The organism is Serratia sp. CY47280, from assembly GCF_052168655.1.
In the GTDB taxonomy this organism is placed as follows: Bacteria; Pseudomonadota; Gammaproteobacteria; order Enterobacterales; family Enterobacteriaceae; genus Serratia; species Serratia bockelmannii.
Genome location: NZ_JBJNMG010000003.1, coordinates 164,524 through 177,736, shown reverse-complemented (window position 1 = coordinate 177,736; position 13,213 = coordinate 164,524). Strand labels below are relative to the sequence as shown.

The 13,213-nt window shown below is 60.7% G+C and carries 10 protein-coding genes; 9 read left to right on the top strand and 1 reads right to left on the bottom strand.

Features of this window, described 5'->3' with window-relative positions:
* Nucleotides 1-198: 198 nt before the first annotated feature.
* The 5 genes from dapB to kefC all read left to right on the top strand — a co-directional run bounded on the left by dapB (nucleotide 199) and on the right by kefC (nucleotide 8,454).
* The gene (dapB, locus tag ACJ8J4_RS15130; RefSeq protein ID WP_025301531.1) at nucleotides 199-1,020 is read left to right on the top strand and encodes a 4-hydroxy-tetrahydrodipicolinate reductase; all 822 of its coding nucleotides are present in this window, start codon (nucleotides 199-201) and stop codon (nucleotides 1,018-1,020) included.
* Nucleotides 1,021-1,490: 470 nt separating this feature from the next.
* Nucleotides 1,491-2,639 carry a glutamine-hydrolyzing carbamoyl-phosphate synthase small subunit gene (gene carA / locus ACJ8J4_RS15125; RefSeq protein WP_071826157.1) on the top strand — a complete coding sequence of 383 codons (1,149 nt, stop codon included), beginning with the start codon at nucleotides 1,491-1,493 and terminating at the stop codon, nucleotides 2,637-2,639.
* A gap of 16 nt (nucleotides 2,640-2,655) precedes the next feature.
* Entirely contained in the window at nucleotides 2,656-5,880 is a 3,225-nt protein-coding gene (gene carB / locus ACJ8J4_RS15120; protein WP_025301533.1) for a carbamoyl-phosphate synthase large subunit, read from the top strand.
* A 170-nt stretch (nucleotides 5,881-6,050) separates the two neighbouring features.
* Nucleotides 6,051-6,608, top strand: a complete 558-nt coding sequence (gene kefF / locus ACJ8J4_RS15115) for a glutathione-regulated potassium-efflux system oxidoreductase KefF (protein WP_025301534.1) — start codon at nucleotides 6,051-6,053, stop codon at nucleotides 6,606-6,608.
* On the top strand, nucleotides 6,601-8,454 hold the full coding sequence (gene kefC / locus ACJ8J4_RS15110) for a glutathione-regulated potassium-efflux system protein KefC (protein ID WP_025301535.1): 1,854 nt from the start codon (nucleotides 6,601-6,603) through the stop codon (nucleotides 8,452-8,454). The genes kefF and kefC overlap by 8 nt, the downstream gene beginning before the upstream one ends.
* A gap of 36 nt (nucleotides 8,455-8,490) precedes the next feature.
* Here kefC and ACJ8J4_RS15105 read toward each other — a convergent pair whose 3' ends face one another.
* Complete coding sequence (locus ACJ8J4_RS15105; protein ID WP_025301536.1) at nucleotides 8,491-9,105, bottom strand: LysE family translocator; 615 nt, start codon at nucleotides 9,103-9,105, stop codon at nucleotides 8,491-8,493.
* A 127-nt stretch (nucleotides 9,106-9,232) separates the two neighbouring features.
* Here ACJ8J4_RS15105 and ACJ8J4_RS15100 point away from each other — a divergent pair, with 127 nt between their 5' ends.
* The 4 genes from ACJ8J4_RS15100 to ACJ8J4_RS15085 all read left to right on the top strand — a co-directional run bounded on the left by ACJ8J4_RS15100 (nucleotide 9,233) and on the right by ACJ8J4_RS15085 (nucleotide 13,190).
* Nucleotides 9,233-10,033, top strand: a complete 801-nt coding sequence (locus ACJ8J4_RS15100) for a threonine/serine ThrE exporter family protein (protein WP_043135990.1) — start codon at nucleotides 9,233-9,235, stop codon at nucleotides 10,031-10,033.
* On the top strand, nucleotides 10,030-10,494 hold the full coding sequence (locus ACJ8J4_RS15095; RefSeq protein WP_015376621.1) for a threonine/serine exporter: 465 nt from the start codon (nucleotides 10,030-10,032) through the stop codon (nucleotides 10,492-10,494). The genes ACJ8J4_RS15100 and ACJ8J4_RS15095 overlap by 4 nt, the downstream gene beginning before the upstream one ends.
* A 143-nt stretch (nucleotides 10,495-10,637) precedes the next feature.
* Nucleotides 10,638-11,120 carry a type 3 dihydrofolate reductase gene (folA, locus tag ACJ8J4_RS15090; RefSeq protein ID WP_025301539.1) on the top strand — a complete coding sequence of 161 codons (483 nt, stop codon included), beginning with the start codon at nucleotides 10,638-10,640 and terminating at the stop codon, nucleotides 11,118-11,120.
* 180 nt (nucleotides 11,121-11,300) lie between these two features.
* The gene (locus ACJ8J4_RS15085; protein ID WP_049207251.1) at nucleotides 11,301-13,190 is read left to right on the top strand and encodes a PhoX family protein; all 1,890 of its coding nucleotides are present in this window, start codon (nucleotides 11,301-11,303) and stop codon (nucleotides 13,188-13,190) included.
* Nucleotides 13,191-13,213: the final 23 nt, after the last annotated feature.

Sequence of the window (13,213 nt, the reverse complement as noted above, 5' to 3'; positions counted from 1 at the left end):
AAACTGCATGATTATGTACAATCGTCGCAGGCCGCCAAATCGGTTGAATGTTAATCTCACGACAGCGCCGCTGATGAAAGCGGGGGAATATCATAATTTTCTAATTATGAAATGAATCCTCTGGCGACGCTGAAGTGGGACGGTTACCCTGAATCGATAGCCTAATGGGATAGGCGTCAAAACAAGAAGAGAGCAAGCATGAGTGATTCACAAATCCGCATTGCGATTGCGGGCGCCGGCGGCCGGATGGGCCGTCAGTTGATCCAGGCGGTGCAGCAGGCGGAAGGCGTGGTGTTGGGAGCGGCGCTGTCGCGCCCGGGTTCAAGCCTGATCGGCGTCGACGCCGGCGAGCTGGCGGGCATCGGCGCGCTGGGCGTCAAGGTGAGCGACAGTCTGGATAACGTGGCGAGCGAGTTCGACATTCTGATCGACTTCACCCGCCCTGAAAGCACCCTGGGCTACCTGGAATTTTGCGTGGCGCACCATAAGGCGATGGTGATTGGTACCACCGGCTTTGATGACGCCGGCAAGCAGGCGATCCGCGATGCGGCGCAGCATATCGGCATCGTGTTCGCCGCCAACTTCAGCGTCGGCGTCAACCTGGTGCTGAAACTGCTTGAGAAGGCCGCGCAGGTGATGGGCGACTATACCGATATCGAAATCGTTGAGGCGCACCATCGCCACAAAGTGGATGCGCCGTCGGGCACGGCGTTGGCCATGGGCGAAGCGATCGCCGGCGCGCTGGGGCGCGATCTGAAAAGCTGTGCGGTCTATGCGCGCGAAGGCCATACCGGCGAACGCGATCCGAAAAGCATCGGCTTTGCCACCATTCGCGCCGGCGACATCGTCGGCGAGCACACCGCGATGTTCGCCGACATCGGTGAACGGGTGGAAATCACCCATAAGGCCTCCAGCCGTATGACTTTTGCCAGCGGCGCGGTGCGCGCGGCTTCCTGGTTGCATAACCGGGATAAAGGCCTATTTGATATGCGCGATGTGCTAAGTTTGGACCAGATATAACTAAATTGAATACCATCGTGATGTGGTTGTGTTGATCATAATGCTATGATAATAGGGCAATAATTTTATTGTCCTTTTTTTTAACATGATAAATATTATGTTTTGTTTGCTTTGTCATTGAAGTGGTTGTTTTTATGTGTTTATCCTGCTGATTACCTCCGTTTTTTCCGCTTACAGCTTTTTTAGCGTCTTTTTCGTCCCATTCTGGCCGCGTTTTCCGTCATTCTTCCCCGCAACCGTTTCCTAGCCCCGGTTTTCTGTGTTTTTATCGCCGCTCACGCCGCATGAGCGCCGAGAACTGCAAAAATAAAACAAAAAATGGCGGTTTGGGTAGACAAGCCAGGCACTCATCATTAAAATGCGCCCAATTTGCCAAAAATTGGCCTCGCGGACGGTTTTTGCATTGATTTAGATCGCGATATCTGAATTAATATGCAAATATTGTGATTGATTATTCCTCGGAGGATGTTTTGATAAAGTCAGCGCTATTGGTTCTGGAAGACGGAACCCAATTCCACGGTCGGGCCATCGGGGCAGAGGGAACGGCAGTGGGGGAAGTGGTCTTCAATACGTCGATGACCGGTTATCAAGAAATCCTCACTGATCCTTCCTATTCCCGCCAGATCGTTACTCTTACTTATCCTCATATCGGCAATGTCGGCACCAATGCTTCCGACGAAGAATCCTCCGCAGTACACGCCCAAGGCCTCGTCATTCGTGACCTCCCGCTGATCGCCAGCAACTACCGCAGTGAAGAAAGCCTGTCCGACTACCTCAAGCGTCACAACATCGTGGCGATCGCCGATATCGATACCCGTAAATTGACCCGCCTGCTGCGCGAAAAAGGCGCCCAGAACGGCTGCATCGTTGCCGCCGATTCGCCGGACGCCGCGCTGGCCCTGGCCAAGGCGCAAGGCTTCCCGGGGTTGAAGGGCATGGATTTGGCGAAAGAGGTCACCACTCAAGAGGCCTACAGCTGGCAGCAAGGCAGCTGGACGCTTGAAGGCGATCTGCCGGAAGCCAAAACCGCCGCGGAACTGCCGTTCCACGTGGTGGCTTACGACTACGGCGCCAAGCGCAACATCTTGCGCATGCTGGTGGATCGCGGCTGCCGCCTGACCGTGGTGCCGGCGCAGACCCCAGCCGACGAAGTGCTGAAAATGAATCCGGACGGCATCTTCCTGTCCAACGGCCCGGGCGACCCGGAGCCGTGCGACTACGCCATCGCCGCCATCAAACAGTTCCTGGAAACCGACATTCCGGTGTTCGGCATCTGCCTGGGCCACCAGCTGCTGGCGCTGGCCAGCGGGGCGAAAACCATGAAGATGAAGCTCGGCCACCACGGCGGCAACCACCCGGTGAAGGATCTGGACAACAACACGGTGATGATCACCGCGCAGAACCACGGCTTTGCGGTAGATGAAAACAACCTGCCGGCGAATCTGCGCGTGACGCACAAATCGCTGTTCGACCACACGGTGCAGGGCATTCACCGCACCGACAAGGCGGCGTTCAGCTTCCAGGGGCACCCGGAAGCCAGCCCAGGCCCGCACGACGCCGCGCCGCTGTTCGATCACTTTATCGAACTGATTGAGACTTACCGTTCTAACGCCAAATAATCAGGAGCAGTAAAAAATGCCAAAACGTACAGACATAAAAAGCATCCTGATCCTCGGCGCGGGTCCGATCGTTATCGGCCAGGCGTGTGAGTTCGACTACTCGGGCGCCCAGGCGTGTAAAGCGCTGCGCGAAGAGGGCTACCGCGTCATTCTGGTCAACTCCAACCCGGCGACCATCATGACCGACCCGGAGATGGCCGACGCGACCTACATTGAGCCGATCCACTGGGAAGTGGTGCGCAAGATCATCGAAAAAGAGCGCCCGGATGCGGTGCTGCCGACCATGGGCGGCCAGACGGCGCTGAACTGCGCGCTGGAGCTGGAGCGTCAGGGCGTGCTGGCCGAGTTCGGCGTCACCATGATCGGCGCGACCGCCGATGCCATCGACAAGGCCGAAGACCGCCGCCGTTTCGACGTGGCGATGAAGAAAATCGGTTTGGATACCGCGCGTTCCGGCATCGCGCACACCATGGAAGAAGCGCTGGCGGTAGCCGCTGACGTCGGCTTCCCGTGCATTATCCGTCCTTCCTTTACTATGGGCGGCACCGGCGGCGGCATCGCCTACAACCGCGAAGAGTTCGAAGAGATCTGCGAACGCGGTCTGGACCTGTCGCCGACCAACGAGCTGCTGATCGACGAATCGCTGATCGGTTGGAAAGAGTACGAGATGGAAGTGGTGCGTGATAAGAACGACAACTGCATCATCGTTTGCTCCATCGAAAACTTCGACGCCATGGGCATCCACACCGGCGACTCGATCACCGTTGCGCCGGCCCAGACCCTGACCGACAAGGAATACCAAATCATGCGCAACGCCTCGATGGCGGTGCTGCGTGAGATCGGCGTTGAAACCGGCGGCTCCAACGTGCAGTTCTCGGTTAACCCGAAAACCGGCCGCCTGATCGTCATCGAGATGAACCCGCGCGTGTCGCGCTCTTCGGCGCTGGCGTCGAAAGCCACTGGCTTCCCGATCGCCAAGATCGCCGCCAAACTGGCGGTGGGCTATACCCTCGATGAGCTGATGAACGACATCACCGGCGGCCGCACTCCGGCGTCGTTCGAGCCGTCCATCGACTACGTCGTGACCAAGATCCCGCGCTTCAACTTCGAGAAGTTCGCCGGCGCTAACGATCGCCTGACTACCCAGATGAAGTCGGTCGGCGAAGTGATGGCCATCGGCCGCACCCAGCAGGAGTCGCTGCAGAAAGCGCTGCGCGGTCTGGAAGTGGGCGCCACCGGCTTCGATCCGAAAGTGAGCCTGGACGATCCGGAAGCGCTGACCAAAATCCGCCGCGAGCTGAAAGACGCCGGTTCCGACCGCATCTGGTACATCGCCGACGCCTTCCGCGCCGGTCTGTCGGTCGACGGCGTCTTCAACCTGACCAACGTCGATCGCTGGTTCCTGGTGCAGATTGAAGAGCTGGTGCGCCTGGAAGAGCAGGTAGCCGAAGCGGGCATCAATGGCCTGGACAAAGACTTCCTGCGCACGTTGAAGCGCAAGGGCTTCGCCGATGCGCGTCTGGCCAAGCTAGCCGGTGTCGCCGAGAGCGAAATTCGCAAGCTGCGTCACAGCCACGGTCTGCATCCGGTGTACAAGCGCGTGGATACCTGCGCGGCGGAATTCGCCACCGACACCGCCTACATGTACTCCACCTATGAAGAAGAGTGCGAGTCCAACCCGACCAACGACCGGCCGAAAGTGATGGTGTTGGGCGGCGGGCCGAACCGTATCGGCCAAGGCATCGAGTTCGACTACTGCTGCGTGCACGCCTCTCTGGCGCTGCGCGAAGACGGTTACGAGACCATCATGGTCAACTGTAACCCGGAAACCGTCTCCACCGACTACGACACCTCGGACCGCCTGTACTTTGAGCCGGTGACCCTGGAAGACGTGCTGGAAATCGTGCGCATCGAGAAACCGAAAGGCGTTATCGTACAGTACGGCGGCCAGACCCCGCTGAAGCTGGCGCGTGAGCTGGAAGCCGCAGGCGTGCCGATCATCGGCACCAGCCCGGACGCCATCGACCGTGCCGAAGACCGCGAACGCTTCCAGCAGGCGGTCAACCGCCTGGGCCTGAAGCAGCCGGCCAACGCCACCGTTACCGCCATCGAGCAGGCGGTCGAGAAGGCGGCGGGCATCGGCTATCCGCTGGTGGTGCGTCCTTCCTACGTGCTGGGCGGCCGGGCGATGGAAATCGTCTATGACGAAACCGACCTGCGCCGTTATTTCCAGACCGCAGTCAGCGTGTCCAACGATGCGCCGGTGTTGCTGGATCGCTTCCTGGACGACGCGGTGGAAGTGGACGTCGATGCTATCTGCGACGGCGAGCGCGTGCTGATTGGCGGGATCATGGAGCACATCGAGCAGGCGGGCGTGCACTCCGGCGACTCCGCGTGCTCACTGCCGGCGTACACCCTGAGCCAGGAAATTCAGGACGTGATGCGTCGCCAGGTGGAAAAACTGGCGTTCGAACTGCAGGTGCGCGGCCTGATGAACGTGCAGTTCGCGGTGAAAGACAACGAAGTCTACCTGATTGAAGTCAACCCGCGCGCCGCGCGTACCGTGCCGTTTGTGTCCAAAGCGACCGGCGTGCCGCTGGCCAAAGTGGCCGCGCGCGTGATGGCGGGCAAAACGCTGGTTGAGCAGGGCGTGACCGAAGAAATTATCCCGCCGTACTACTCGGTGAAAGAAGTGGTGCTGCCGTTCAACAAATTCCCGGGCGTCGACCCGATTCTGGGGCCGGAAATGCGCTCTACCGGGGAAGTGATGGGCGTAGGCCGCACCTTCGCGGAAGCCTTCTCCAAAGCGATGCTGGGCAGCAACTCGGGCATGAAGAAGCAGGGCCGTGCGCTGTTGTCGGTGCGCGAAGGCGATAAAGCCCGCGTGGTCGATTTGGCCGCCAGCCTGCTGAAGCAGGGCTTCGAGTTGGATGCCACCCACGGCACCGCGGTGGTGCTGGGCGAAGCGGGCATCAACCCGCGTCTGGTCAACAAGGTGCACGAAGGGCGTCCGCACATTCAGGACCGTATCAAGAACGGCGAGTACACCTACATCGTCAACACCACGGCAGGCCGCCAGGCGATTGAGGACTCCAAGCTGATTCGCCGCAGCGCCCTGCAGTACAAGGTGCACTACGACACCACGCTGAACGGCGGCTTTGCCACCGCGATGGCGCTGAAAGCGGATCCGACCGAGCAGGTGACTTCGGTGCAGGAAATGCACGCGCGTATCGGTAAGTAACCGCGCGAGAACGTTATGCCAGGGCGCTGCAGATGCAGCGCCTTTTTTTATTCAGCGAATTTGTCGGCTGGTGTTAAAAATTTCCGCTATCAATCAGTGGGCAAACTGTCACTCTGTGTGATTGGTATATGCTTGGTGTATTGGCAAGAAACGAAGGAACGACGATAACAATGATTCTGATAATTTATGCTCACCCGTATCCCCGGCATTCGCATGCCAATCAGCGCCTGCTGCAGGCGGTGAGGGATCTCCCCGAGGTAGAGGTGCGCTCGCTGTATGAGCTGTACCCCGATTTCAATATCGATATCAACGCCGAGCAACAGGCGCTGGAGCGCGCCGACCTGGTGGTGCTGCAGCATCCGATGCAGTGGTACAGCTTCCCGCCGCTGTTGAAGCTGTGGATCGACAAAGTGCTGGAGCACGGCTGGGCCTACGGCCACGACGGCAATGCGCTGGTGGGTAAAGACTGCCTGTGGGCAGTGACCAGCGGCGGCGACGAGCACCACTTCGAGCTGGGCGACTTTCCTAACTTCGCTACGCTGGCGCAGCCGCTGCAGGCTACGGCGATCTATTGCGGCATGAACTGGCAACCTTATTTCGCCGTGCACAACACCTTTACCTGCAACGAGCCGGCGCTGCTCGCCGCCGGCGAAGCCTACCGCCAGCGGTTGGTTGACTACCTGATGGAACATGCTGAAGCGGAAACCCGGGAGGCCAGCCATGGATAACCATCACATGATGATCGAGGGACTGATCTACCTCGGCTCCGCGGCGCTGTTCGTGCCGATCGCGGTGCGACTGGGGCTGGGCTCGGTGCTTGGCTACCTGATCGCCGGCTGTATTATCGGCCCCTGGGGGCTGAAGCTGGTGTCGGATGCCGAGTCGATCCTGACCTTCGCCGAGATCGGCGTGGTGCTGATGCTGTTTATCATCGGCCTGGAGCTGGATCCCAAGCGGCTGTGGACGCTGCGCGCCTCGGTGTTCGGCGGCGGCAGCATCCAAATGGTGGGCTGTGGCCTGGCGCTGAGCGCCTTCTGTTACTTCCTCGGCCTCAACTGGAAGGTGGCGCTGCTGATCGGTTTGACGCTGGCGCTTTCATCTACCGCCATCGCCATGCAGGCGATGAGCGAACGTAATTTGACGCCGTCGCCAATCGGCCGCAGCGCGTTTGCGGTGCTGCTGTTCCAGGATATCGCGGCGATCCCGCTGGTGGCGATGATCCCGCTGCTCGCCAGCAGCGGCGCCACCACCACGCTGGGCGCTTTCGTACTGTCGGCGGCCAAGGTGGTGGGCGCGTTGACGATGGTGGTACTGCTCGGCCGCTACGTCACCCGCCCGCTGCTGCACTTTGTCGCCCGTTCGGGCATGCGCGAGGTGTTCAGCGCCGTGGCGCTGTTCCTGGTGTTCGGTTTTGGCATCCTGCTGGAGATGGCCGGACTGTCGATGGCGATGGGGGCGTTCCTCGCCGGGGTACTGCTGGCGAGCTCGGAATACCGTCACGCGCTGGAGAGCGATATTCAGCCGTTCAAGGGGTTGCTGCTGGGGCTGTTCTTTATCGGCGTTGGCATGTCGATTGACTTCGGCACCCTGTTCCATCACCCGCTGCTGATCGCCTCGCTGCTGCTGGGCTTTATGTTGATCAAGGCGGCGCTGCTGTGGCTGATTGGGCCGCTGCTCGGGGTGCCGAAGCGCCAGCGCGGCCTGTTCGCCATTCTGCTGGGCCAGGGCAGTGAGTTTGCCTTTGTGATTTTCAGCGCCGCGCAGCTGGCCGGCGTATTGCCGGTCGAATGGGCCAAGTCGCTGACGCTGGCGGTAGCGCTGTCGATGGCGGCCACGCCGCTGTTGTTGGTGATCGCCGCGCAGCTGGAAAAAAATGCGCCGAAAGAGGAGCGCCCGGCTGACGTCATCGACGACGAGAATGCCAGCGTGATCATTGCCGGCTTCGGCCGTTTCGGCCAGATCGCCGGCCGTTTGCTGTTGGCCAACGGCGTGCACACCGTGGTACTGGATCACGATCCGGACCATATTGAAACGCTGCGCAAATTCGACACTAAGGTGTTTTACGGCGACGCCACGCGGGCCGATCTGCTGGAGGCCGCCGGCGCCGCTCACGCCAAGGTGCTGATCAACGCCATCGACGATGTGGAAGACAGCCTGGCGTTAACCGAGCTGGCCAGGCAGCACTTCCCGCATCTGAAGGTGGTGGCGCGGGCGCGCGACGTCGATCACTGGTATCAGCTGCGGCAGCTGGGGGTGGAAAAACCGGAGCGCGAAACCTTTGAAAGCTCGCTGCGCATCGGCCGTGAAACGCTGGAGCTGCTGGGGCTGGACGCCTATGAGGCACGCGAGAAGGCAGACACGTTCCGCCGCTATAACCTGAAAATGCTGGAAGACACGCTGGAGAATTATCAGGACACCGAGTTCCGCATCGCCAGCCTGCAGCGGGCCAAAGAGATGCTCAGCGCGGCCATCGAGCAGGATCAGAATCGGCTGTCGCGGGTGCAGCAGACCGGCTGGCGCGGCAGTATCGACGGCAAGGCGCCGGAAGATGAGGTGGTGGAAGCCAAAGGATAACAGCAGGGGCGCCGTAATGGCGCCCCGTTTTTTTGCTTAGCTCAACGCGACCTTGATCCCTAAGGCGATCAGCATGCCACCGAGCAATTTGTCGACGACCTTCTGCGTCTTTTCCAGCCCGCGGCGCACCGGCCCGCTTTGGATCAGGAACACCAGCAGCGGCCACCAGATGACCGACAGGCCGAGAATAATCCCCGCGTACCACAGCTTGTCGCCCAGACCGGAATCGATCTGCAGCACCTGGGTAAATACCGCCAGGAAGAACAGGGTGGCTTTCGGGTTCAGCAGGTTGCACAGGTAGCCTTGCGCAAAGGCGCTCTTCAGGCTGACCTGCTGCTGCGGCAGATTGCTGACGTTCATTTTGCCGCCGCCGCGCGACAGCAGCGCCTGGATGCCGATCCACACCAGATAGACCGCCCCGGCGTATTTCAGCAGGTTAAACAGCCACGGCGTGGTGGTGATCACCACCGCCAGCCCGGCGACGCAGTAGGACATGTGGGTGGCGACACCGCATATCACGCCGAATGCGGTCATCATGGCGGCTAGCCGAGGATAGCGGGCGGCGTTTTTGATCACCAGGAAAAAATCCGGGCCGGGGGAGAGCATGCCGAGGGCGGCAATGCCGGCGACGAACAGCGAAGTTTCAAGCATGGGAGCGTCTCGCGCAAAAGACAGAGTTCTGGCGATAATAACGCCGCTTCCTCTGATGCGCATCAACCCAATGAGGTATTGTTAGGCTCTATGATAATAATTCATCTACCGCCAGCGACGGAGCACCATGCAGCAGACTACCGCCACAGAGAGGCCGGAGCCGCACCGGCAACAGCGTGAAATTACCCGCTTGTGCATTCAATGCGCGCTGCTGCTGTTGCAGCACGGCGCCGAGAGCACGGTGGTGGAACAGCTGTCGACCCGCCTGGGGTTGGCGCTGGGGATGGACAGCGTGGAAAGTTCAATCTCCGCCAATGCGGTGGTGTTGACCACCCTCAGCCACGGCGCCTGCCTGACCACCACCCGCAAGAATGTCGATCGCGGCATCAATATGCAGGTGGTGACCGAAGTGCAGCATATCGTGATCCTCGCCGAGCATCGCCTGGCGGATGCGCACGACGTGGCGCGTCGCTTTGAAAGGATCCGGCCGCTGCGCTACCCGCGCTGGCTGGTGGTGCTGATGGTGGGCCTGTCCTGTGGATGTTTCAGCATGCTCAACGGCGGCGGCGGCGACGCCTTTTTGGTGACCTTTATCGCCAGCGGCGCGGCGATGCTGGTGCGCCAGATCCTCACCGCCCGCCAGATGAATCCGCTGATCAATTTTTGCCTGACGGCGTTTGTCGCTACGTCGATATCTGGGCTGCTGCTGCGCCTACCGGTGTTTAAAGAGACCTCGAGCGTGGCGATGGCCGCCAGCGTGCTGTTGCTGGTGCCGGGCTTCCCGCTGATCAACGCAGTGGCCGATATGTTTAAGGGGCACGTCAACACCGGGCTGGCGCGCTGGGCGATGGCCAGCCTGCTGACGCTGGCGACCTGCATCGGGGTGGTGATGGCGATGTCGCTGTGGGATCTGCGGGGGTGGTCATGAATCTGCTGTGGGCATTGTTGCAGGAGATGCTGTTGGCGGCGGTACCGGCGCTGGGCTTCGCTATGGTGTTCAACGTACCGCTGCGCGCGCTGCGCTATTGCGCGTTGCTCGGGGCAATCGGGCGCGGCTCGCGCATGTTGATGATGCACGCTGGCATGAATATCGAGTGGGCGTCGCTGCTGGCGGCGATCCTGATCGGTATCATCGGCATCTACTGGTCGCGCTGGCTGTTGGCGCATCCGAAGGTATTCACCGTGGCGGCGGTGATCCCGATGTTCCCCGGCATTTCCGCCTATACCGCGATGATAACTGTGGTAGAGATCTCGCATCTTGGCTACAGCGAAGCCTTGATGGAGACCATGATCACCAACTTCCTCAAGGCCAGTTTCATCGTCGGCGCGTTGTCGATCGGCCTGTCGTTACCGGGCCTGTGGCTGTATCGCAAACGCCCCGGCGTGTGAAATTTCCCGGCGGGCGATCGTTGGTTATTAGATATGCTGATAAGAGCTATCTTATATATTCATCTTGCTTGATTAGCCTATCGACGGCACTCAGGCCTTTACGTATAGTGTCACCAATTTTGCTGCCTACACAGGGTTAAACAATGATTATCAGCCTGATCGCTGCCTTGGCGGCGGATCGCGTTATTGGCATGGAAAACGCCATGCCGTGGCACCTGCCGGCGGACCTGGCGTGGTTTAAACGCAACACGTTGAATAAGCCGGTTATTATGGGCCGCAAGACCTTCGAGTCCATCGGCCGCCCGCTGCCGGGCCGCCACAATATCGTTTTGAGCAGCCGCCCAGGTAATGCCGCCGGGGTGACCTGGGTGACCTCGCTGGATGAGGCGCTGGCCGCCGCGGGTGAGGTGGAAGAAGTGATGGTGATCGGCGGTGGGCGCATCTATACCCAGCTGCTGCCGCGCGCCGATCGCCTGTACCTGACGCACATCGACGCCGAAGTCGGCGGCGATACTCACTTCCCGGATTACGAGCCGGACGAGTGGGAAACCACGTTCAGCGAATTCCACGACGCCGACGAGCTGAATTCGCACAGCTACTGCTTCGAAATCCTGCAGCGCCGCTGATTTCAGCGCGTTAGCCAGCTATCCCCGGGGGCGCAAGCAATTGCGCCCCCGGTCTTTTTGCGCCGGTCATTCGTAACCTTTCCGTCACATTACCTGATTAGTATGAAGCCCAACTCCGAGCGCCACGGCAACTCTGGTGAATCTTGACCGCGGCGCCATAACTAAAAAGGTAACCACGTTATGACCAAGCAAATTGAGCAATTAGACGCCGACCGCCTGATCGATCCCACTCGCCGCAAGCTGCTGCTCGGCAGCGCCGGCGCCGTCGGCCTGGCCGGTTTTCTCGGCGGCGGCATCTGGTCGGTCTCCGCCGAGGCGTTAGCCGAGGATCTGCCGCCGAACACGCTGCTGGGTTTCCGGGGCATCGCCGCGTCTACCGCCGATGAAGTGACGATAGCGCCAGGCTACCGCGCCGAGGTGCTGATCTCCTGGGGCGAGCCGCTGGTGGACGGCGCGCCGGCCTTCGATCCGCAGGGCAACAACAGCGCCGCCGATCAGGAAAAACAGTTTGGCGACAACAACGATGGCATGAGCTTCTTCCCTATCGATGACAATCACGGCGTGATGGCCATCAATAACGAATACGTTAACGAGCAGTACCTGTTCGCCCACGGCGGCGCCAAGGCCACCAGCCTGGAAGAGGTGCGCAAATCGCAGGCGGCGCACGGCGTCTCCATTGTCGCGGTCAAGCGGGTCGGCGACGGCCAGCGCTGGGCGGTGGAGCGCCCGTCGCGCTATAACCGCCGCATCACCGCCAACAGCGAGATGCAATTCAGCGGCCCGGCCGCCGGACATCCGCTGTTGCAGACCGCCGCCGATCCGAGCGGCCGCAAGGTGCTGGGCACGTTCGGCAATTGCGCCAACGGCAAGACGCCGTGGGGCACCTACCTGACCTGCGAGGAAAACTTCGACACCTATTTCGGCACCCGTCAGGCCGATTATCGAACCACGCCGGAACAGAAGCGCTACACGCTGAAGGTCAACGAACCGGAGCGCAACTGGCCGGACTATGACGAGCGCTTCGATGTGGCGAAGAATCCCAACGAATTCAACCGCCACGGCTGGATCGTCGAGATCGATCCGTTGAATCCGACCTCGACGCCCATCAAGCACACCGCGCTCGGCCGCTTCAAACATGAAAACGCGGCGGTGACCGTGGCCAAAGACGGCCGTCTGGTGGTGTATATGGGCGACGACGAGCGCGGTGAACATATCTATAAGTACGTTTCCAAAGGCGTGGTCGACGCCGCCAATCCGGCCAACAATCGCACGCTGCTGGACGAGGGAACGCTGTACGTGGCGCAGTTCGACGGCGACGAAGCCGGCACGCCGCTGAAGGGCAAAGGGCGCTGGATTGCGCTCGAGTTCGGCAAGAACGGCCTGACGCCGGAGAACGGCTTCCGCGACGAGGCCGAAGTGCTGATCTTCGCCCGCAAGGCGGCGCAGCAGGTCGGCGCCACCAAGATGGATCGCCCTGAGTGGATCGCGGTCAACCCGCATGACGGGCGCGCGTACTGCACGCTGACCAACAACAGCAAGCGCGGCGAGGAAGGGATGCCGTTGAACGCCGCCAACCCGCGACCGAACAATATCTACGGCCAAATCATTCGCTGGGACGAGGGCGGCGACGCCACCGCCGACGTCTTCGCCTGGGACATCTATGCGTTGTGCGGCAACCCGATCGCCCACCCCGAAGGCGTCAACCGCGGCACGCCGAATATCACGGCGGAAAATACCTTCAACAGCCCGGACGGGCTGGGCTTCGATCGCGCCGGCCGCCTGTGGATCCTCACCGATGGCAAGTACAGCAACAAGGGCGATTACGTCGGGCAGGGCAACAACCAGATGCTGGTGGGCGATCCGGTCAGCGGCGAGATCCGCCGTTTCATGGTGGGGCCAAAGTCCTGCGAACTGACCGGCATCACCTTCACCCCGGACTACAAGACGATGTTCGTCAACGTACAGCATCCGGGAGAAGAGGGCGATTCGCACTTCCCGAACAACAGCCCGCGTCCGCGTTCATCGGTGTTGATGATTACGCGTGAAGATGGCGGGGTGATTGGGGCGTAAGGCAGTAAAGAGAACCAAGGCGG

Bases quoted from the DNA above. Each gene is read 5' to 3' on its own strand.
- kefF (WP_025301534.1), top strand. From the start codon at position 6,051: ATGATTCTGATAATTTATGCTCACCCGTATCCCCGGCATTCGCATGCC.
- ACJ8J4_RS15100 (WP_043135990.1), top strand. From the start codon at position 9,233: ATGCAGCAGACTACCGCCACAGAGAGGCCGGAGCCGCACCGGCAACAG.
- carB (WP_025301533.1), top strand. From the start codon at position 2,656: ATGCCAAAACGTACAGACATAAAAAGCATCCTGATCCTCGGCGCGGGT.
- ACJ8J4_RS15085 (WP_049207251.1), top strand. From the start codon at position 11,301: ATGACCAAGCAAATTGAGCAATTAGACGCCGACCGCCTGATCGATCCC.
- folA (WP_025301539.1), top strand. From the start codon at position 10,638: ATGATTATCAGCCTGATCGCTGCCTTGGCGGCGGATCGCGTTATTGGC.
- ACJ8J4_RS15105 (WP_025301536.1), bottom strand. From the start codon at position 9,105: ATGCTTGAAACTTCGCTGTTCGTCGCCGGCATTGCCGCCCTCGGCATG.
- dapB (WP_025301531.1), top strand. From the start codon at position 199: ATGAGTGATTCACAAATCCGCATTGCGATTGCGGGCGCCGGCGGCCGG.
- ACJ8J4_RS15095 (WP_015376621.1), top strand. From the start codon at position 10,030: ATGAATCTGCTGTGGGCATTGTTGCAGGAGATGCTGTTGGCGGCGGTA.
- kefC (WP_025301535.1), top strand. From the start codon at position 6,601: ATGGATAACCATCACATGATGATCGAGGGACTGATCTACCTCGGCTCC.